Raw genomic sequence first — 21,399 nt, 5'->3', positions numbered from 1 at the left:
TGCGGGACTGCTCGACGGTAAGAACCACCGTGGCAGGGCCAAGCGCTGGCCCTATGACCACACGTTCCCGTAGGAGAACAGCGTGAAGCGCAGCAAAAACCACCGCAATGCCAACAACCTGGTGGACCGTGACCGGCTCTACGCCCCCGCCGAGGCTCTGAAGCTGGCCAAGGAGACCACCAAGGTCAAGTTCGACGCGACCGTCGAGGTCGCCCTGCGCCTGGGCGTCGACCCGCGCAAGGCCGACCAGATGGTCCGCGGCACCGTGAACCTGCCGAACGGCACCGGCAAGACCGCTCGGGTCCTGGTCTTCGCGACCGGTGAGCGTGCCGAGCAGGCTCGGGCCGCCGGCGCCGACATCGTCGGCGACGACGAGCTGGTCGAGAAGGTCCAGAACGGCTTCCTCGACTTCGACGCCGTTGTGGCCACCCCGGACCTCATGGGCAAGGTCGGCCGCCTCGGCCGCGTGCTCGGTCCGCGTGGCCTCATGCCCAACCCCAAGACGGGCACCGTCACCCCGGACGTGGCCAAGGCCGTGACCGAGATCAAGGGCGGCAAGATCGAGTTCCGCGTGGACCGCCACGGGAACCTGCACTTCATCGTCGGCAAGGTCTCGTTCGACGACACCAAGCTGCTGGAGAACTACCAGGCCGCGATCGACGAGGTCAACCGCCTCAAGCCGTCCGCCGCCAAGGGCCGCTACATCAAGAAGGCCGTGGTCACCACCACGATGGGTCCGAGCATCCCGCTCGACGCCTAAGACCTTCGCGGTCCTCGTGTGACACAACGAGCGGCCCCCGCCTCCTTCGGGAGTGCGGGGGCCGCTCGCGTGTGTGCGGGGTACTCCACGGGTGAGTCGGCTACAGGTCGGTGATCTCGTCCTCGGACGGGATCTCGAACGAGGTCGAGCCGATGTCGGAGAACTCCATCACGCCCTCGGAACCGGCGTCGGCGAATTCGATGCGCATGGGGAAGCCGTCGGCGTCGAGCCAGAGCTTGGCGTCCATGGAGTCGAGGAGGACCCCGCCGACCAGGTTGGCCAGGGTCTCGCCCTCCGCTTCGCCCAGCGCGCCGATGCCCTCCGAGGTCAGCACACCCTCGATGACGGTGGTCTCCACCCCGTGGATCTCTTCAGAGCCGACCTCCTCGACGTCCTCGATGCCGGAGAAGGCACCGATCGCCGGGATGATCGCCGTGATGTCGAAGTCCTCGGTCGGGTCGACCGCCTCCTCGGGGGTCTCACCGCGGACCCACGGGGTGTCGGAGCCCTGGAAACCGTGCGGGTCGGCCAGCAGTACGTCCTGATCTTCCAGGATGATGGCGGTGCTGGTGCCGAGGTCCTCGCCGGTGAGGCCTTCGGGGGCAGAACCGGAGAGGGCCAGCATATCCAGGATGAACTCGCCCATGGAGGGCATCACCGCGGTCATCTGGGCCCCGGCCGGGTCGTCCATGATCAGGTACTCCAGTTTGACGGAGGTGTCCCCCAGATCCGGGTCGAGGGCGACGGACTCGATCTCCAGGGTGTAGTTGTCGATCCCGTCGGTGGCGGAGTCCAGGTTGGCCAGCAACTCCTCGGCGGAGGTCTCCTCGGCTGCCTCCTCGGTGGTGCTCTCCTCCTCAGCGGCGTCGTTGCCGCAGGCGGTGAGGGCGAGGGCCAGGGAGAGCGAAGCGGCGGCGATCACGGCCGGTGCGCGGGTCTGCACGGGGGAATTTTCGCTTTCTGTGTGGGGGAGCCAAGGCGTTTCAGGCAGAGAACGCCCTGGGGTTTCGATACTCGCACCTTCGGCGGACATTCCGGGCACCCTGTTCCGCCAGACGCGAGGATCGACATCAGTTCCTCACCGGACGGTAACCTCGTCTTCCGCGGGCAGGTCGAAGGAGGCGCTGCCCAGCTCGGAGAACTCCATCACGCCCTCGGAACCGTCGCCGGACAGCTCCACCCGCACGGGGAAACCGTCGGCGTCCACCCACAGGGTCACGGCCAGTTCCTCGGGCGTCCGGCCGAGCAGGGTGTGCAGGGACTCGCGCTGGGCCTCCGACAGGGCGGCCAGGCCCTCGTCGTCCAGCGTTCCCTTGATCGCCGCGGCCTCGCCGCCGTCGACCTCCTTGGTGCCGACCTGCTCGGCTCCGCCCAGGGTGCTCAGGGCGTCGACCAGGTCGGACAGCTCCGCCACCTCGAAGTCCAGGGGCATGGTGACGGAGACCGAGCTCTCGGGGTTCCCGCTGCGCAGCCATGGGGTGTCCACCCCGTAGATCCCGTCCGAGTCGTTGATGTAGATCAGCCCGTCGTGGGAGATGTACTCGTTGCGGGCCAGCTTCTCCACGGTCGCCCCTTCGGGGACGCTGCCGTACTCCTCGAAGACCTCCATCGCGAGCTCGCCCGCGTAGGGCATCTCGCTGACGCAGTGGTGGGCCTCGCGTTCGGCCATGACCGTGCAGGAAACGGTCCTGGTCAGGTTGCCCTCCTCCAGGCCGTCCGCGGAGACGTCGGCCGTGACGGTGTAGGAGGACACCGAGCCGAAGGCCTCGGTGAGCCCTTCCAACAGCTCGGGGACGTCTACTGGGGCGGTCTCCGCGGGCTCCTCGGCGGCGTCGGCCGCCTTGGTCTCCGGGGCGGGCCCCGGCTCGGCGGAGCCGCAGGCACTCAGGACGAGGCCGAGGGACAGGGTGATGCAGCCCGCGGTGAGCAGGGCGGGCACGGGGGATCTCACGGGGGATGTTCGCTTTCTGAACCAGGGGCGCGTCAGGGAGGGGGAGCGCCCGGCCGGGTCATGATGCCACGGGTTCGCTGACCTCGTCGCCGTTGGGGACGTGGAAGGAGGTCCGGTCGCGGTCGGAGAACTCCAGCCACAGCGAAGCCTCCTCACCGGAGGACTCCATACGCACCGGGAAGCCCGACCGATCCACCCAGACGGACACGTCCAGGGCCCCGGAGGTGTCCTCGCCGAGCAGAGGCGCGACGGCGCCGCGCTCGGCGGCCGCGTCGCCCGACGCGGCGGGCAGGATCCCGGTCAGCGGGAGGACTTCGGCGCCACCGATGCTCTCGGCAGGGCCCGCCTCGGCCCCCTCCATCCCGGCGACCAGGTCGACCAGCGCGGACAGGGAGGCGAGGTCGAACACCTCGGCAGGGGCGGGCACGGGCAGCAGGGCGTCGCCCCGGACCCACTCGGTGGGGGCGCCCAGCAGGTCCCCGGTGTCGTGCAGCAGGGCCTCGCCGTCCTCCGGGTAGACCACGACCAGCTCCGATCTGTCGGCGCGGGTCAGGGTGGCCCGTACCGCGGCGGGGGAGTCCGAGACCTCGTAGGACAGACGCGTCCCCGAACCGTCCGGCCCCTCGGAGCCCTCCAGCCTGCCCGGTGAGCCGGGGCCGAAGCCCAGTTCCAGGGTGTAGTTGTTGGCCCTGTCGGTGGCGTCGGCCATGGCCGAGAGCAGCGCCTCGGGGTCGGCGTCCTCGTGCCAGGGCCGGTCCGCGGCACCGAAGACCACGCACCCGGACAGGGTGAGGATCGCGGCGAGGGCGAGGGCGCAGGCGAGGGCGGGGGTGGAACGGGGGGACTCCACGGGGCGACAGGCTCCTTCTGCGCGGGGGAGGTGGCGACGGTCATACGTATCCGTATCAGACCGCATGCCAAAGCACTCCCGCGGTCGGCTAGTATCAGTAATTGCCGAAGACCGCTGGTAGTCACCCGCTCGGGTGGCCTTAAGGACCCATAGATGGGCGCCCGCGCAGGTGTCACCAGAGCTTTCCCGTTCCGGAGCGTGCCAGCCACGTACTGAGAACGCGGTCGTGCCCCGTGCGCCTCGCGCTCGGGGCTTTTTCTCGTGCTGACGCCGATCGTGGAGTCCTTGGGAGTCAACCAGCGTTCACTGTTGGAAGGAGTCCCATGGCGAGGCCGGACAAGGCAGCTGCGGTCGCCGAACTCACGGACGAGTTCCGTGAGTCGAACGGCGCCGTGCTGACCGAATACCGGGGGCTCACTGTCGCGCAGATCTCTGAACTGCGCCGCAGCCTCGGTCAGACAACGCGTTTTCGCATCGTCAAGAACACGCTGACCAAGATCGCGGTCAAGGAGGCCGGCGTCGACGAGCAGATCAACGATCTGCTCGAGGGCCCGTCCGCCATCGCCTTCGTCCACGGGGACGTTGTCGAGGCCGCCAAGGGTCTGCGTGACTTCTCGAAGGCGAACTCGCCCCTGGTGATCAAGGGCGGCATCATCGACGGCAAGTCGATGAGCGCCGAGGACGTCACCAAGCTGGCCGATCTGGAGTCCCGAGAGGTTCTCCTCTCGAAGCTGGCCGGTGCGCTCAAGGCCAAGCAGGGCCAGGCCGCCGCCGTCTTCCAGGCGCTCCCGTCCAAGACTGTGCGTCTCGCGCAGGCCCTGGCGGACAAGCGCAACGAGGAAGCCGCTTAAACCCCATGAACCACGGCGGGTGCCGACGGCGCCCGGCCATTGGCTCGCACGATGCGCCGTCGGGCGCGCGTGTCGTTAGAGAAAGAGAGATCGCATCATGGCGAAGCTCAGCAACGAGGACCTGCTTGCCGCGTTCGAGGAGATGACCCTCCTCGAGCTCTCCGAGTTCGTGAAGCTGTTCGAGGACAAGTTCGACGTCACCGCCGCCGCTCCGGCCGCCGTCGTCGCCGCCGGCCCCGCCGGTGCCGCCCCGGCCGCCGAGGAGGAGAAGGACGAGTTCGACGTCATCCTCGAGGGCCCCGGCGACAAGAAGATCCAGGTCATCAAGGAGGTCCGCGGCCTCACGAGCCTGGGCCTCAAGGAGGCCAAGGACCTCGTCGACAACGCCCCGAAGCCGCTCCTCGAGGGCGTCAACAAGGAGACCGCGGAGAAGGCCAAGGCCGCTCTTGAGGGCGCTGGCGCCTCCGTCACCCTCAAGTAGTCCTCCGCGGGCCTCAGATGCCCGCTGGTCTGCGTGAAGCGGCCGTTCCTCCTCCGGGAGGGGCGGCCGCTTTCCTGTGTCCTGGGGTCGCTGGAGCGTGTACTCGTCGGTAGCGGGGACGTGCCGTGGGCCCGCCGTTGACACCCCGGGATTCGGTCTGCCGGGAACCCCCGCCGTTCCGGTCCGGTGCTCGGCGCCCGAACGTCCCCGCGCACCGTGGTCCGACGTCCCGTTTGTCGTGAACGACGCCGTGTCTGAACCGTCGTGACCTGGGCGATGTGCGAAGCTGGGGCGGTCCGAGCGGGGGAACCCCGGGTGCGCGTGTGCGAACTGTCCCTTGGACGCGGTAATCTCCCGTCCCGGGAATCTTGACGGGCCCCGGGCAGAGTGTTTACCCGCCTTGGGCGGGGGAACCTTTCCGGGTGTCCGTTGGCTCACATCCCCCGTGGGGCCAGGGCAGGCGCGCTGTTTCACCTTGATGGTCCAGGGCTCCCTCCCGGGGAGCGGGCTTGACGGATCGCCCTTCAGGGGTGATCCTGCCGGTGTCGTGAGTGGCGCTGTGGACCGTGAGTGGACAGCGGTGTGGTGTTCGGCTACACTGCTCTTTTGCGCTGCCCTTTGGTGATCCCTGTGTCGGAGTTCGGCTTCCGCCATCCCATTCTTCTGGAATCCGGAAGGCCCGTTCCCGCTCGATGTGACCGTCTCAACCGCGTTGCGGCGGTCCTTCTCGTGACGGATCGTCTGGCGTGCGCGCTTCAACCGCCACAAGCCTTCGGAAGGACCCCTGTTGGCAGCCTCGCGCAACGCCTCCGCTAACGCCCTTGGTCCGCACCGCGTTTCTTTCGCTCGCATTCAGGAACCCCTCGCGGTTCCCAACCTTCTTGCCCTGCAGACCGAGTCGTTCGACTGGCTGCTTGGCAACGACACGTGGAAGACGCGGGTCGAGACGGCCCGCAACGCCGGCCGCAAGGACGTTTCGGAGCAGTCCGGTCTCGAAGAGATCTTCGAGGAGATCAGCCCGATCGAGGACTTCTCGGGCACCATGTCCCTCTCGTTCCGGGATCACCGGTTCGAGCCGCCCAAGTACTCCGAAGAGGAGTGCAAGGACAAGGACATGACGTACTCCGCGCCGATGTTCGTCACGGCGGAGTTCATCAACAACGACACCGGTGAGATCAAGAGCCAGACGGTGTTCATGGGCGACTTCCCGCTCATGACCGTCAAGGGCACCTTCATCATCAACGGCACCGAGCGCGTCGTTGTCTCCCAGCTGGTCCGGTCCCCGGGTGTGTACTTCGACAGCTCCGTCGACAAGACCTCGGACAAGGACCTCTTCGGCTGCAAGGTCATCCCGTCCCGCGGTGCCTGGCTGGAGTTCGAGGTCGACAAGCGCGACTTCGTCGGCGTCCGCATCGACCGCAAGCGCAAGCAGGGCGTCACCGTCCTGCTCAAGGCGCTCGGCTGGACCACCGACCAGATCCTGGAGCGTTTCGGCCAGTACGAGTCGATCCGCAACACCCTGGAGAAGGACCCCACCGCGGGCACCGACGACGCGCTGCTGGACATCTACCGCAAGCTGCGTCCGGGAGAGCCGCCCACGAAGGAGTCGGCCCAGGCGCTGCTGGAGAACCTGTACTTCAACCCCAAGCGCTACGACCTGGCCAAGGTCGGCCGGTACAAGATCAACAAGAAGCTCGGCCTCGACACCGACTTCACCCAGGGGACCCTCACCGAAGAGGACATCGTCGCCACCATCGACTACCTCGTGCGCCTGCACGCCGGTGAGATCGAGAAGGAAACCGTCCTGGGCATGCGCCCGGTCGAGACCGACGACATCGACCACTTCGGCAACCGTCGCCTGCGCACCGTCGGCGAGCTCATCCAGAACCAGGTCCGTCTGGGCCTGGCCCGGATGGAGCGCGTCGTCCGCGAGCGGATGACCACCCAGGACGTCGAGGCGATCACGCCGCAGACCCTGATCAACATCCGTCCCGTCGTGGCCTCCATCAAGGAGTTCTTCGGCACTTCGCAGCTGTCCCAGTTCATGGACCAGACCAACCCGCTCGCGGGTCTGACCCACAAGCGCCGCCTCTCGGCGCTGGGTCCGGGCGGTCTGTCCCGTGAGCGCGCGGGCTTCGAAGTCCGAGACGTGCACCCGTCCCACTACGGCCGCATGTGCCCGATCGAGACGCCCGAAGGCCCGAACATCGGTCTGATCGGCTCGCTCGCCGCCTACGGCCGGGTGAACTCCTTCGGTTTCGTGGAGACCCCGTACCGCAAGATCATCGACAACAAGGTCTCCGACGAGGTCCACTACCTGACCGCTGACGAAGAGGACCTCTACGTCATCGCGCAGGCGAACACCCCGATGAAGCCGGACGGCACCTTCGCCGAGGCCAGCGTGCTCGTCCGCCGTAAGGGCGGGGAGTTCGAGCAGGTCAGCACCGACGAGGTCGACTACATGGACGTGTCGCCGCGCCAGATGGTGTCGGTCGCCACTGCCATGATCCCGTTCCTGGAGCACGACGACGCCAACCGCGCGCTCATGGGATCCAACATGCAGCGCCAGGCCGTGCCGCTGCTCCGCGCCGAGTCGCCCTTCGTCGGCACCGGCATGGAGTACCGCGCCGCCACCGACGCCGGTGAGGTCGTCATCGCCGAGAAGGCCGGTGTCGTCGAGGACGTCACCGCCGATTACGTCACCGTCATGGCCGACGACGGCACGCGCAAGACGTACCGCATGGGCAAGTTCCAGCGCTCCAACCAGGGCACCTGCTTCAACCAGCGACCCATCGTGCACGAGGGTCAGCGCATCGAGGTCAAGCAGGTCCTCGCCGACGGTCCGTCCACGGACCAGGGCGAGATGTCGCTGGGCAAGAACCTCCTCGTGGCGTACATGTCCTGGGAGGGCCACAACTACGAGGACGCGATCATCCTCAGCCAGCGCCTGGTGCAGGACGACGTCCTCTCCTCGATCCACATCGAGGAGCACGAGGTCGACGCCCGTGACACCAAGCTGGGCCCGGAGGAGATCACCCGCGAGATCCCCAACGTCAGCGAGGAGGTCCTGGCCGACCTCGATGACCGGGGCATCATCCGCATCGGCGCCGAGGTCGTCGACGGGGACATCCTCGTCGGCAAGGTCACGCCCAAGGGCGAGACCGAGCTGACCCCGGAGGAGCGCCTGCTGCGCGCCATCTTCGGTGAGAAGGCCCGCGAGGTCCGCGACACCTCCCTGAAGGTGCCGCACGGCGAGACCGGCAAGGTCATCGGCGTCCGCGTCTTCAGCCGCGACGAGGGCGACGAGCTCGCCCCCGGCGTCAACGAGATGGTCCGCGTCTACGTGGCCCAGAAGCGCAAGATCACCGATGGTGACAAGCTCGCCGGCCGTCACGGCAACAAGGGCGTCATCTCGAAGATCCTGCCCCAGGAGGACATGCCCTTCCTGGAGGACGGCACGCCCGTCGACATCATCCTCAACCCGCTGGGCGTCCCCGGCCGAATGAACGTCGGTCAGGTGCTCGAAGTCCACTTGGGCTGGCTGGCCAAGAACGGCTGGCTGGTTGAAGGGGTCGAGGAGGAGTGGCAGAAGTCGCTGCACGCGATCGGAGCGGCCGAGGTCGACCCGAACTCGCGCGTGGCCACGCCGGTCTTCGACGGCCTGCACGGTGACGAGCTCAGCGGTCTCATCCAGTCGGTCCGCCCGAACAAGGACGGCAACCGCCTCATCAACGAGGACGGCAAGGCCCGCCTGTTCGACGGCCGCACCGGTGAGCCCTTCGCCGAGCCCATCTCCGTCGGCTACAAGTACATCCTGAAGCTTCACCACCTCGTGGACGACAAGATCCACGCCCGCTCCACCGGCCCGTACTCCATGATCACGCAGCAGCCGCTGGGTGGTAAGGCGCAGTTCGGTGGCCAGCGATTCGGTGAGATGGAGGTCTGGGCGCTGGAGGCCTACGGTGCCGCCTACGCGCTCCAGGAGCTGCTCACCATCAAGTCCGACGACGTGGTGGGTCGCGTCAAGGTCTACGAGGCCATCGTCAAGGGCGAGAACATCCCTGAGCCGGGTATCCCTGAGTCCTTCAAGGTGCTCATCAAGGAGATGCAGTCGCTCTGTCTGAACGTGGAGGTGCTGTCCAGTGACGGTATGTCCATCGAGATGCGGGACAGTGACGAGGACGTCTTCCGCGCCGCGGAAGAACTGGGAATCGACCTGGGCAGGCGAGAGCCGAGCAGTGTCGAAGAGGTCTAACTTCCGCGGGATTCGAGAGCAGGGGACGAATTAAGTGCTCGACGTCAACTTCTTCGACGAGCTGCGGATTGGCCTCGCCACCGCCGACGACATTCGCCAGTGGTCACACGGCGAGGTCAAGAAGCCCGAAACCATCAACTACCGAACCCTCAAGCCCGAGAAGGACGGACTCTTCTGCGAGAAGATCTTCGGTCCGACCCGGGACTGGGAGTGCTACTGCGGTAAGTACAAGCGCGTCCGCTTCAAGGGCATCATCTGTGAGCGCTGCGGCGTCGAGGTGACCCGTGCCAAGGTGCGCCGTGAGCGGATGGGCCACATTGAGCTGGCCGCTCCCGTCACGCACATCTGGTACTTCAAGGGCGTGCCCTCCCGCCTGGGCTACCTGCTGGACCTGGCGCCGAAGGATCTCGAGAAGATCATCTACTTCGCCGCCTACATGGTCACGTGGGTAGACACCGAGGCGCGTGAGCGCGACCTGCAGTCGCTCGAGGCACGGATCTCGGTCGAGAAGCAGCACCTGGAGCAGCGCCGCGACTCCACCATTGAGGAGCGCCACCGCAAGCTCGAGGCCGACCTGGCCGAGCTCGAGGAGCAGGGTGCCAAGGGCGACGCCCGCCGCAAGGTGCGCGAGGGCGCCGAGCGTGAGATGCGCCAGCTGCGCGACCGCGCCCAGCGCGAGATCGACCGCCTCGACGAGGTGTGGAGCCGTTTCAAGAACCTCAAGGTCCAGGACCTCGAGGGCGACGAGATGCTCTACCGCGAGATGCGCGACCGCTTCGGGAAGTACTTCCGTGGCGGCATGGGCGCCCAGGCCATCCAGGACCGCCTGTCCAACTTCGAGCTGGACGAGGAGGCGGAGAAGCTCCGGGAGACCATCCGCACCGGCAAGGGCCAGAAGAAGGCCCGCGCCCTGAAGCGGCTCAAGGTCGTCTCGGCGTTCCTCAACACCACCAACAGCCCCATGGGCATGGTGCTGGACTGCATCCCGGTCATCCCGCCGGACCTTCGTCCGATGGTGCAGCTGGACGGTGGCCGCTTCGCGACCTCCGACCTCAACGACCTGTACCGTCGCGTCATCAACCGGAACAACCGCCTCAAGCGGCTGCTGGACCTCGGTGCGCCCGAGATCATCGTCAACAACGAGAAGCGGATGCTGCAGGAGGCCGTCGACGCGCTGTTCGACAACGGCCGCCGCGGTCGCCCGGTCACCGGTCCCGGTAACCGTCCGCTCAAGTCGCTGTCCGACATGCTCAAGGGCAAGCAGGGTCGTTTCCGTCAGAACCTGCTCGGTAAGCGAGTCGACTACTCCGGCCGTTCGGTCATCGTCGTCGGCCCGCAGCTGAAGCTGCACCAGTGCGGTCTGCCCAAGCAGATGGCTCTGGAACTCTTCAAGCCGTTCGTGATGAAGCGCCTGGTCGACCTGAACCACGCGCAGAACATCAAGAGCGCCAAGCGCATGGTGGAGCGGTCTCGCCCCGTCGTGTGGGACGTCCTCGAAGAGGTCATCACCGAGCACCCGGTTCTGCTGAACCGTGCTCCCACGCTGCACCGTCTGGGCATCCAGGCCTTCGAGCCACAGCTGGTCGAGGGCAAGGCCATCCAGATCCACCCGCTCGTGTGCACCGCGTTCAACGCGGACTTCGACGGTGACCAGATGGCCGTCCACCTTCCGCTGTCCGCCGAGGCTCAGGCCGAGGCGCGACTGCTGATGCTGGCGACCAACAACATCCTCAAGCCGTCCGACGGCAAGCCCGTGACCATGCCCACCCAGGACATGATCATCGGTCTGTACTACCTGACGACGGAGCGCGCCGGCGCCGCCGGTGAGGGCCGTGCCTTCCGCTCCCCGGCCGAGGCCATCATGGCCTACGACCTGGGCGCCCTGGACCTGCAGGCCAAGATCCGACTGCGTATCGCCGACGGCGCTCCCGCGCCCAAGGACTGGACGCCGCCGGAGGGCTGGGAGCCGGGTGACGTCTACGTCCTGGAGACCACTCTGGGCCGGTACCTCTTCAACGAGGCCACCCCGGTGGACTACCCGTACGTCAACTTCCAGGTGGGCAAGAAGCAGGTCTCGGTCCTGGTCAACGACCTCGCCGAGAACTACCCCAAGGTCCAGGTCGCCACGACCCTGGACGCCCTGAAGGACGCCGGTTACCGCTGGGCCACCCGGTCCGGTCTGACCATCGGTATCGAGGACGTCGTCGCGCCTCCGCGCAAGGCCGAGATCCTCGGTGGCTACGACCGCAAGGCCGACAAGATCCAGCGGGAGTACGACCGCGGTCTGATCACCGACGACGAGCGCCGCCAGGAGCTCACCGAGGTGTGGACCCAGGCCACGGCCGAGGTCGCCAAGGACATGGAGGACAACTTCCCCGCCGACAACCCGGTGTGGATGATGGTCCAGTCTGGTGCGCGTGGTAACCCGATGCAGGTGCGCCAGATCGCCGGTATCCGTGGTCTGGTCTCCAACACCAAGGGTGAGACGATCCCGCGTCCGATCAAGTCCTCCTACCGTGAGGGCCTGTCCGTGCTGGAGTACTTCATCTCCACGCACGGTCAGCGCAAGGGTCTGGCCGACACCGCCCTGCGTACCGCCGACTCGGGTTACCTGACCCGTCGTCTGGTGGACGTCGCGCAGGACGTCATCGTCCGTGAGATCGACTGCGGCACCGACCGTTCGCTCTGGCACGAGATCGGCGAGAAGAACGCCGCCGGTGTCGTCGTGCGCAAGCACAACGTCGAGAACACCGGTTTCGGCCGGACCATCGCCGAGGACACGCTGGACCCCGAGGGCAACCTCGTGCTCCCGGCCCTGTCCGACACCTCCGAGCAGAACATCGACAAGCTGGTCGCCCACGGGGTCACCCGCGTGCGCATCCGCTCGTCGCTGACCTGTGAGGCGAAGATCGGCGTCTGCACCACCTGCTACGGCCGCTCCATGGCGACCGGCAAGCCGGTGGACGTCGGTGAGGCGATCGGTATCATCGCGGCCCAGTCCATCGGTGAGCCCGGTACCCAGCTGACCATGCGTACCTTCCACATGGGTGGTTCGGCCGGTCAGGACATCACGCACGGTCTGCCCCGTGTCCAGGAGCTCTTCGAGGCCCGTGTCCCGAAGGGTATGGCCCCGATCTCCGAGATGGAGGGCCGGATCCGGATCGACGACACCGAGAAGAGCCGCAAGATCGTCGTCATTCCCGACGACGGCACGGACGAGATCGCCTACCCGGTCCCGATGCGTGCGCAGCTCCTGGTGAGCGACGGCGACCACGTCAAGGTCGGCCAGCAGCTCATCCAGGGTGCGATCAACCCGCACGAGGTGCTTCGCATCCAGGGTCCGCGCGCGGTGCAGCAGCACCTCGTGTCGGAGGTCCAGGACGTGTACAAGTCGCAGGGTGTGTCCATCCACGACAAGCACATCGAGATCATCGTCCGCCAGATGCTCAAGCGAGTGAACATCCTGGAGTCGGGCGACACCGAGCTTCTGCCCGGTGAGATGGTCGAGCGTCCGAAGTTCGAGCGGATCAACCGACGCGTCGTGTCCGAAGGCGGCCAGCCGGCCGCCGGACGTCCGGTGCTGCTGGGTATCACCAAGGCCTCGCTGGCCACGGAGTCCTGGCTGTCGGCGGCCTCCTTCCAGGAGACCACCCGCGTGCTGACCGAGAACGCGATCCACGGCAAGAGCGACCCGCTGCTCGGCCTCAAGGAGAACGTCATCATCGGTAAGCTCATCCCGGCCGGTACCGGTATTCCGCAGTACCGCAACATCCGGGTGGAGCCGACCGAGGAGGCCAAGGCCTCGATGTACTCGGTCTCCGGTTACGAGGAGCCGAGCGAGTACACCTTCGGTCAGGGATCGGGCGAGGCCGTTCCGCTGGAGGAGTACGACTTCGGGCCGTACAACCGGTAAGCGCCAACCTGAACGTTGGCTGAGCTGACGGCGGCGGTCAGCCATCCCCACTCCGGGGGTGGCCCCGCCGCCGTTTTCGTCGTTGTCGGTTCGTACACTGCGGTGCGGACGGGGAGAGGGCGCTACGGCGCCGGCGGGAGAGCAGGCAAGTGACTGAAAACGGGGGCGGAGCGCCGGGTAACCGGGGCTCCGAAGCGGATGCGGACTCGTGGTTCAAGCCCAGTGAGAACCGCAACCGCACACAGTCGGAGTACCAGGATCCGCTGGAACAGGAGGGCGCGCCCGAGGGCGACGCCCCTGAGGGTGGTGCGGTCTTCCCGGACAGCGGGGGATACGCGGGGCTGAGCGCGTCGCGTCCGGCCATGGTCGAGCCCTACCCGGACCTGGGGGCTCCTCCCGTGACGCCTCCGGCGGCACCGCCCGCCACCGAGCAGCCCCCGTACGCCCCCGGCGCCATCTCCTACCCGGGCGCGGGCGCGTCGGCCTACCAGCCGGTCACCCGGATCCCGGGGGAGAGCGACCCGCTGGCGGCCCCGCAGGAGCGTCCGGTGCCCTGGGAGCCGCAGGCGCCCCGCGAGCCCGGAGGGTTCCCCGTGGACGAGGGGCCGCGGCCCCCCGAAGCTCCGGAAGCACAAGCGGCACCCCAGGCATACGAGGCGCCGACCTACGAAGCACCCACCTACGAGGCGCCTCCGGCCCCCGAGGAACCCGCCCCCACCGGCGGCTATCCGGGTATCGCCGCGAGCGCCGACGTGCCGCTGCCCCCCGAGGACCCCCAGGTCCCCTCGGAACCGGCGCACGACAGCTGGGCGACCGGCACCAACGACTCGTGGACCCCCGAGCCCGCACCGGAGCGGTTCGAGGCCGAGCGGCCCGCCGAGGCGGAGGCCTGGGCCCCGCGGCCCGAGCGGACCGAGGACACCTGGACCCCGGAAGCCCTCGTACCCGAAGCACCTCTTCCCGAGGCCGACACCTGGAGCCCGCGGACCGAGCGGCCGGTCGAGGACGAGCCGTGGAGTCCGGGGCCCGTCGAGGCGGAAGCCTGGGCCTCGCGGCCCGAGCAGACGGAGGCGGAAGCCTGGGCTCCCGAGCGGACCGAGGCGGAAGCCTGGGCCTCGCGGCCCGAAGACGCGTGGACACCGCCCGCCGAGGCCTCTTGGGCCCCGCAGGCGGCTCCGGAGCCCGCGGTGCCAGCCGTGGACGAGCCGTGGAGTCCGCGGTCCGCCCAGAGCGACTGGACGCCTCCGGCCGAGGAACTCCGGCAGCCCGAACCGGCCCGAGAACAGCCGGACGAGTGGCCGGGCGCCGGCGGCCTGGACAGCTGGAGCCCCACCCCGGACACCGGGGAGGCCTGGAAGGGCGCGGGCACCACCGAGCCGTGGGCCGACCCGGCCGACCAGCAGTGGTCCGAGCCCGCCCACACCCCGCCCCCCACCGGCGACCAGTACGACGACGAGCTCTCCCCGCGGCCCGCGCCGAAGGTTGGCGAGCCGGCCTCCGCCCCGGCCCCGTCCTACGGCACCGACCGCTACGACGACGAGCTTTCTCCCCCGACCCCGGCCCCGGCTCCCTCCGACGCGGTGCCCGCCGACGAGGGCGGTCTGGGCAGCGGGAGCGGCAACACCTGGGCCTTTGACCGCAACGACCCGCGCCTGCCGGACGTCGTCCGCGACGCCGAGCGCCGCCGTCGGGAGTTGGCCCCGGAGGAGCCCGTCTACTCCGACTGGGGCGTCGAGCCCGAGAGCGAGAACACCGCGCAGAGCGCTCCGGAGCGGGAGAGCGGCCCCGACACGGGCGAGCTGTCCGCCGCCGTGGCCACCTCCGACGACCCCCTGGCCGCCATCGCCGACATGCAGTCGCGGGCCAAGGCCAAGGAACCCCAGGAGGCGGGGGAGGCGGAAACCTGGGCCTCACGGCCCGAGCGGACAGAGGCGGAAGCCTGGGCTTCGCGGCCCGAGCGGACCGAGTACGCCTCCGGGCCCGAGTCCGGGCAGCAGTGGGACGACCATTCCTGGGACGCGCCCGCCCGGGCCGAGGCGGCCTGGGACCAGGACCCGCTCCGGGATCCGCTCCAACAGTCCGAACCCGCCGCCTGGGGCGGGACGCCCGGGGAAGGCGACGAGTCCTGGCGGGGCGGTGAGGGTGCGACCCAGATGTTCACCGCGCCCTCGTTCGAGCAGGCCCCCGAGCCCGATGCTCGCAGTGCCCGGACCCGGGACTACTCCGACTACGACGAGCTCGGCTTCGACGACCGCGGCCGCGGTGAGCGCGGTCACCCCGACCAGGGTTACGGCGAGCAGGGCTTTGCCGGTCAGGGCTACACCGACCAGGATCACCGTGACCAGGGTTACGACGACCGCGGCTACGGCGACTTCGACGGCCCGGACACCGGTCGGGGTTATGACGAGCAGGCCTACGACGACCGTGGCTATGGCGATCAGGGTTACGCCGATGACCAGGGTGACGACCAGCAGGGCCACGGCCGACAGGGCTACGCCGACCGCGGTCACGAGTCCGCCGCCGGTCCGTTCACCGAGGACCGCTTCGACGGGGCCCCGGAAATCCCCGAAGCCCCGGAGCGTGCCGGCCGTCCGGCTGAGGATCGCGCCCCCGAAGGGGAGTCGGACTACGAGGACGGCTTCACCCCCGCGGACTACGGGATGCCGGAGCAGCCCAAGCCGGCCAAGCGCCGCCGGGACAAGATCGCCGAGGACTTCCCCGGTTTCGACGAGGCCCGCGACGACGGCGACTACCCCGGTTACGACAGCATCGACTTCCTGGCCGACACCGAGCCCGGGGCGAACGTGACCCTGTGGCTGGGTTTTGCCTCGCTGATCCCGGTCGTCGGTGTGATCACCGCGATCCTGGCGTTGTTCGTCACCGGCCCCAAGGCGAAGAAGGCGATCCGCGAGTCGCGCGGCACCCTCGACGGCCTGGGCCTGATCACCACCGGTACCGTCTTCGCGGTCATCGGTATCGTCGTGACGGTGATCTCCGTCGCGATCTGGTTCGTGGTGTAGCTTCTCGGCCGCTTCCGGTGAACAATGGGTTCTCCGGGGGCGGCCGTTTACTGTTGACGGCCTTCCACCCGCCCTTTGGCGGGAATCTGGGGCGAAACGAGTCTGGAAGCGCGTAGACTGAGGTTGACCCACGGCTACGCGAGATCCGGTTCCGCTTGTCTCGCCATGTCGCACACCGTTTTGACCGCATGTTCGGTTAGCGGTAGCCTGTGTGATTGTGCCCGTGAGTCGACGGGTCACACGTGTGTGTGCGGCGCCCCAGTCCTCCACAGGACGGACAGAAGGCGCGCTGCGCACGTGAACCCCCTCCTGTGAATCGGCCTTTCGGCCGGGTGCTTGCCCGTTCACCATGCGTGGGAACGAGGGCGACACGCCCGACCTCGGGGGTCGGGGAGATTCGGGAAATTCAGCAGGTCAATAGCGATATCGGCTACGAGAACCGGCGTAGGTCACGAGGAAGACGGAGACGCGGTGCCCACCATCCAGCAGCTGGTCCGCAAGGGCCGACAGGACAAGGTCGCAAAGAACAAGACCCCGGCGCTGAAGGGGAGTCCGCAGCGTCGTGGTGTGTGCACGCGTGTCTACACCACTACGCCGAAGAAGCCGAACTCCGCTCTGCGTAAGGTCGCTCGCGTCAAGCTGAGCAGCGGCATCGAGGTCACGGCCTACATTCCCGGCATTGGTCACAACCTCCAGGAGCACAGCATCGTGCTGGTTCGTGGCGGTCGTGTGAAGGACCTGCCGGGCGTTCGCTACCGAATTGTCCGCGGTTCGCTCGACACCCAGGGTGTCCGAGGCCGCAAGCAGGCCCGTAGCCACTACGGCGCCAAGAAGGAGAAGTAAGCATGCCGCGCAAGGGCCCGGCGCCGAAGCGCCAGCTCATCACCGACCCGGTCTACGGCTCGCCGCTCGTCACCGCACTGATCAACAAGGTGCTTCTCGACGGCAAGCGTTCCATCGCTCAGGCGGTCGTGTACGACGCCCTCGAGGGCGCCCGTGAGAAGTCCGGTCAGGACCCGCTCGTCGTTCTCAAGCGAGCCCTGGACAACGTCAAGCCCGCGCTGGAGGTCCGCAGCCGCCGTGTTGGTGGCGCGACCTACCAGGTGCCGGTCGAGGTTCGCGCCTCCCGGTCCACCACGCTGGCCCTGCGCTGGCTGGTCTCCTACTCGCGTCAGCGTCGTGAAAAGACCATGACCGAGCGTCTGATGAACGAGCTGGTTGACGCCAGCAACGGTCTGGGCGCGGCTGTCAAGAAGCGTGAGGACACGCACAAGATGGCCGAGTCGAACAAGGCCTTCGCCCACTACCGCTGGTAATCCCGCGGCGAATCGATTCCTTGAGACCTAGGGAAGACGAGCCTCATGGCTAAGACTTTGCTTGACCTGGCCAAGGTCCGCAACATCGGCATCATGGCCCACATCGACGCGGGCAAGACGACGACGACCGAGCGGATCCTCTACTACACCGGTGTGACCCACAAGGTGGGCGAGGTCCACGATGGCGCTGCCACCATGGACTGGATGAAGGAGGAGCAGGAGCGGGGTATCACCATTACCTCGGCTGCTACCACCACCCACTGGGACGACCACACCATCAACATCATCGACACGCCCGGCCACGTCGACTTCACGGTCGAGGTCGAGCGGTCGCTGCGTGTGCTCGACGGTGCCGTCGCGGTGTTCGACGCCAAGGAAGGCGTGGAGCCCCAGTCGGAGCAGGTCTGGCGTCAGGCCGACCGTTACAAGGTCCCGCGGATCTGCTTCGTCAACAAGATGGACAAGATCGGCGCCGAGTTCCAGCGTTGTGTCGACATGTTCCGTGAGCGCCTCGGCGCGAACGCCATGCCGATCCAGCTGAACATCGGTGCCGAGAGCGACTTCAAGGGCGTCATCGACCTCGTGAAGATGAAGGCCTACGTCTGGAACGACGAGGCCGCGCTCGGCGAGATGTACGACACCGTCGACATCCCCGAGACTCACGTGGACGCCGCCCGCGAGGCTCGCGACCAGTTCATCGAGACGCTGGCCGAGGCCGACGACGAGATCATGGAGCTGTACCTCGAGGGCAAGGAGCCCACCGAGGAGCAGCTGGTGCCCGCGATCCGTCGCGCCACCATCGCCGGTACCGCGATCCCGATCGTCTGTGGCACCGCGTTCAAGAACAAGGGCGTTCAGCCCCTGCTCGACGCGGTCACCGCTTACCTTCCCTCGCCCCTGGACGTGGACGCCATTGAGGGCCACGACCCCAAGGACGAGACCGAGGAGACGAAGCTCGAGCGCAAGCCGAGCGTCGACGAGCCGATGTCCGCGCTGGTCTTCAAGATCATGAGCGACCCGCACCTGGGTCGCCTGACCTACCTGCGCATCTACTCGGGTGTTCTCAACACCGGTACCCAGGTTCTGAACAGCCTGAAGGGCCGCAAGGAGCGCATCGGCAAGATCTACCGCATGCACTCCAACAAGCGTGAGGAGATCTCCGAGGCGGGCGCGGGCGACATCGTCGCGGTCATGGGTCTGAAGGACACCACGACCGGCGAGACGCTCTGCGACCAGTCGGCTCCGATCGTCCTGGAGTCCATGACCTTCCCGGCTCCGGTCATCGAGGTGGCCATCGAGCCGAAGACCAAGAGCGACCAGGAGAAGCTGGGCATCGCGATCCAGCGTCTGGCCGACGAGGACCCCTCCTTCCAGGTGGCCTCGGACGAGCAGACCGGTCAGACCGTGATCTCCGGTATGGGTGAGCTGCACCTCGAGGTGCTGGTCAACCGTATGCGCGACGAGTTCAAGGTCGAGGCGAACATCGGTAAGCCCCAGGTGGCCTACCGGGAGACCATTCGCAAGAAGGTCGAAGGCCACGTCTACACCCACAAGAAGCAGACCGGTGGGTCGGGCCAGTTCGCCAAGGTCAAGATCGACCTTGAGCCGCTCGTGGTCGAAGAGGGCGACGCGTCCGGGTACGAGTTCGTCAACTCCGTCACCGGTGGCCGCATCCCGCGGGAGTACATCCCGTCGGTCGACGCCGGCTGTCAGGAGGCCGCTGAGCTGGGTGTGCTCGCGCACTACCCGCTCGTCGGCATCAAGGTGACGCTGCAGGACGGTCAGTACCACGACGTCGACTCCTCGGAGATGGCGTTCAAGACCGCTGGTTCGATGGCCTTCAAGGAGGCCGTCAAGCTCGCGAAGCCCACGCTGCTCGAGCCGGTCATGGCCGTTGAGGTCACGACGCCCGAGGAGTACATGGGTGACGTGATCGGTGACCTGAACTCCCGTCGTGGACAGATCCAGTCCATGGACGAGCGTTCCGGGGTCCGGGTCGTCAAGGCCCAGGTGCCCCTTTCGGAAATGTTCGGCTACGTGGGTGACCTGCGCAGCCGTACGCAGGGTCGAGCCAACTACTCGATGGTGTTCGACTCCTATGCGGAGGTTCCGTCCGCTGTCGCCACCGAAATCGTGGCGAAGGTTCGCGGCGAATAGCCGCGAACACGAAACCCGGCTGTTCCCCGTGCCCACGGGGTTGGACCACAGCCAGATAGATCTGTACGTCTAGGAGATTTCCAGTGGCGAAGGCAAAATTCGAGCGGACTAAGCCGCACGTCAACATCGGCACCATCGGTCACATTGACCACGGCAAGACCACGCTGACGGCAGCCATCACCAAGGTTCTGCACGACGCGTACCCGGAGCTGAACCCGTTCACCCCGTTCGAGGACATCGACAACGCTCCTGAGGAGCGCGAGCGCGGTATCACCATCTCCGTCGCTCACGTCGAGTACCAGACCGAGGCGCGTCACTACGCTCACGTCGACTGCCCCGGTCACGCTGACTACGTGAAGAACATGATCACGGGTGCCGCGCAGATGGACGGCGCGATCCTGGTCGTGGCCGCCACCGACGGCCCGATGCCGCAGACCAAGGAGCACGTCCTCCTTGCTCGCCAGGTCGGCGTCCCCGCCATCGTCGTCGCCCTGAACAAGGCCGACATGGTGGACGACGAGGAGATCTTCGAGCTCGTCGAGCTCGAGGTGCGTGAGCTCCTCAGCGAGTACGAGTTCCCCGGCGACGACGTCCCGGTCACCAAGGTCTCGGCGCTCAAGGCGCTCGAGGGCGACGCCGAGTGGGGCAAGTCCGTCCTGGAGCTCATGGGCACGGTCGACAGCTTCATTCCGGAGCCCGAGCGTGACACCGAGAAGCCCTTCCTCATGCCGATCGAGGACGTCTTCTCGATCACCGGTCGCGGCACCGTCGTCACCGGCCGTATCGAGCGCGGCATCGTCAACGTCAACGAGACCGTTGACATTGTCGGCATCAAGGAAGAGAAGCAGACCACCACCGTCACCGGTGTTGAGATGTTCCGCAAGCTGCTCGACAACGGTCAGGCCGGCGACAACGTCGGTCTGCTCCTGCGCGGCATCAAGCGCGAGGACGTCGAGCGCGGCCAGGTCGTGATCAAGCCCGGCACGACCACCCCGCACACCGAGTTCGAGGGCCAGGTTGTCATCCTGTCCAAGGACGAGGGCGGCCGCCACACGCCGTTCTTCAACAACTACCGCCCGCAGTTCTACTTCCGCACCACCGACGTCACCGGCGTCGTGACGCTGCCGGAGGGCACGGAGATGGTCATGCCCGGTGACAACACCGAGATGACCGTCAACCTGATCCAGCCGGTCGCGATGGAAGAGGGCCTCAAGTTCGCCATCCGTGAGGGTGGCCGGACCGTGGGCGCGGGTCGCGTCACGAAGATCCTCAAGTAGCACACAAGTTGGGGTGGCCCCATTCGGAGCCGCTCCAGCGCGGTGGGTGGGCCGCTTCAAGGCGGCCCACCCACCCACACTCAAGACGTCATCGGGCTCTGTGACGGTGACGCACCGCAGGGGCAAGCCCTGTTGCGGTTTCTCAAGGGAATAGGGGCTCACGGCCAACACGCCGGCGGATTTCGCCGACGGGCCTGGGCGTCTGTGCCCGGACAGCTCACCGTTACGGACACTGAAGCGAAGGACGAACAGGCCACATGGCGGGACAGAAGATCCGCATTCGGCTAAAGGCCTATGACCACGAGGTCATCGACAGCTCGGCGCGCAAGATCGTTGAGACTGTGACGCGAACTGGCGCACAGGTCGCGGGCCCGGTGCCGCTGCCGACGGAAAAGAACGTTTACTGCGTTATCCGATCGCCGCACAAGTACAAGGACTCGCGCGAGCACTTCGAGATGCGCACCCACAAGCGGCTGATCGACATCATCGACCCCACGCCGAAGACGGTCGACTCGCTCATGCGACTCGACCTCCCGGCTGGCGTTGACATCGAGATCAAGCTTTAAGG

14 protein-coding genes are annotated in these 21,399 nt (G+C 67.2%); 11 read left to right on the top strand and 3 right to left on the bottom strand.

Annotated elements, in window-relative coordinates:
- Positions 1 to 82: 82 nt before the first annotated feature.
- Positions 83 to 760: a 50S ribosomal protein L1 gene (gene rplA, locus D457_RS0100355; RefSeq protein ID WP_017578653.1), complete on the top strand. Its 678-nt coding sequence runs from the start codon at positions 83 to 85 to the stop codon at positions 758 to 760.
- A 100-nt stretch (positions 761 to 860) separates the two neighbouring features.
- Here rplA and D457_RS0100350 read toward each other — a convergent pair whose 3' ends face one another.
- The 3 genes from D457_RS0100350 to D457_RS0100340 form a co-directional block, all read right to left on the bottom strand.
- A complete protein-coding gene (locus D457_RS0100350; protein ID WP_017578652.1) occupies positions 861 to 1,703 on the bottom strand; it encodes a LolA-like protein in 843 nt (280 codons plus the stop codon).
- A 135-nt stretch (positions 1,704 to 1,838) separates the two neighbouring features.
- Positions 1,839 to 2,711: a hypothetical protein gene (locus D457_RS0100345; RefSeq protein WP_152514093.1), complete on the bottom strand. Its 873-nt coding sequence runs from the start codon at positions 2,709 to 2,711 to the stop codon at positions 1,839 to 1,841.
- Positions 2,712 to 2,769: 58 nt separating this feature from the next.
- Complete coding sequence (locus D457_RS0100340) at positions 2,770 to 3,561, bottom strand: LolA-like protein (protein ID WP_017578650.1); 792 nt, start codon at positions 3,559 to 3,561, stop codon at positions 2,770 to 2,772.
- Between the two features lie 323 nt (positions 3,562 to 3,884).
- Between D457_RS0100340 and rplJ the strand changes: the two genes are divergently transcribed.
- The 10 genes from rplJ to rpsJ all read left to right on the top strand — a co-directional run bounded on the left by rplJ (position 3,885) and on the right by rpsJ (position 21,397).
- The gene (gene rplJ / locus D457_RS0100335) at positions 3,885 to 4,412 is read left to right on the top strand and encodes a 50S ribosomal protein L10 (protein WP_017578649.1); all 528 of its coding nucleotides are present in this window, start codon (positions 3,885 to 3,887) and stop codon (positions 4,410 to 4,412) included.
- A gap of 97 nt (positions 4,413 to 4,509) precedes the next feature.
- A complete protein-coding gene (gene rplL, locus D457_RS0100330) occupies positions 4,510 to 4,893 on the top strand; it encodes a 50S ribosomal protein L7/L12 (RefSeq protein ID WP_017578648.1) in 384 nt (127 codons plus the stop codon).
- Between the two features lie 787 nt (positions 4,894 to 5,680).
- Positions 5,681 to 9,148 (top strand): DNA-directed RNA polymerase subunit beta, encoded by a 3,468-nt coding sequence (gene rpoB / locus D457_RS0100325; protein WP_017578647.1) that lies wholly within the window; start codon positions 5,681 to 5,683, stop codon positions 9,146 to 9,148.
- A 34-nt stretch (positions 9,149 to 9,182) separates the two neighbouring features.
- Entirely contained in the window at positions 9,183 to 13,061 is a 3,879-nt protein-coding gene (locus D457_RS0100320) for a DNA-directed RNA polymerase subunit beta' (protein ID WP_017578646.1), read from the top strand.
- A gap of 149 nt (positions 13,062 to 13,210) precedes the next feature.
- Entirely contained in the window at positions 13,211 to 16,081 is a 2,871-nt protein-coding gene (locus D457_RS0100315; protein ID WP_026116175.1) for a hypothetical protein, read from the top strand.
- Between the two features lie 471 nt (positions 16,082 to 16,552).
- Complete coding sequence (gene rpsL / locus D457_RS0100310; RefSeq protein WP_014912437.1) at positions 16,553 to 16,924, top strand: 30S ribosomal protein S12; 372 nt, start codon at positions 16,553 to 16,555, stop codon at positions 16,922 to 16,924.
- A 2-nt stretch (positions 16,925 to 16,926) separates the two neighbouring features.
- Entirely contained in the window at positions 16,927 to 17,397 is a 471-nt protein-coding gene (gene rpsG, locus D457_RS0100305; protein ID WP_017543010.1) for a 30S ribosomal protein S7, read from the top strand.
- A 45-nt stretch (positions 17,398 to 17,442) separates the two neighbouring features.
- A complete protein-coding gene (gene fusA / locus D457_RS0100300; protein WP_026116174.1) occupies positions 17,443 to 19,554 on the top strand; it encodes an elongation factor G in 2,112 nt (703 codons plus the stop codon).
- Between the two features lie 83 nt (positions 19,555 to 19,637).
- Positions 19,638 to 20,831, top strand: a complete 1,194-nt coding sequence (gene tuf, locus D457_RS0100295; RefSeq protein WP_017578644.1) for an elongation factor Tu — start codon at positions 19,638 to 19,640, stop codon at positions 20,829 to 20,831.
- A 257-nt stretch (positions 20,832 to 21,088) separates the two neighbouring features.
- Positions 21,089 to 21,397, top strand: coding sequence for a 30S ribosomal protein S10 (rpsJ, locus tag D457_RS0100290; RefSeq protein ID WP_013156110.1), 309 nt, complete (start codon positions 21,089 to 21,091; stop codon positions 21,395 to 21,397).
- Positions 21,398 to 21,399 lie beyond the last annotated feature (2 nt).

This window comes from Nocardiopsis valliformis DSM 45023 (assembly GCF_000340985.1).
Taxonomy (GTDB): Bacteria; Actinomycetota; Actinomycetes; order Streptosporangiales; family Streptosporangiaceae; genus Nocardiopsis; species Nocardiopsis exhalans.
This window is presented reverse-complemented; position numbering and strand designations above follow the sequence as displayed.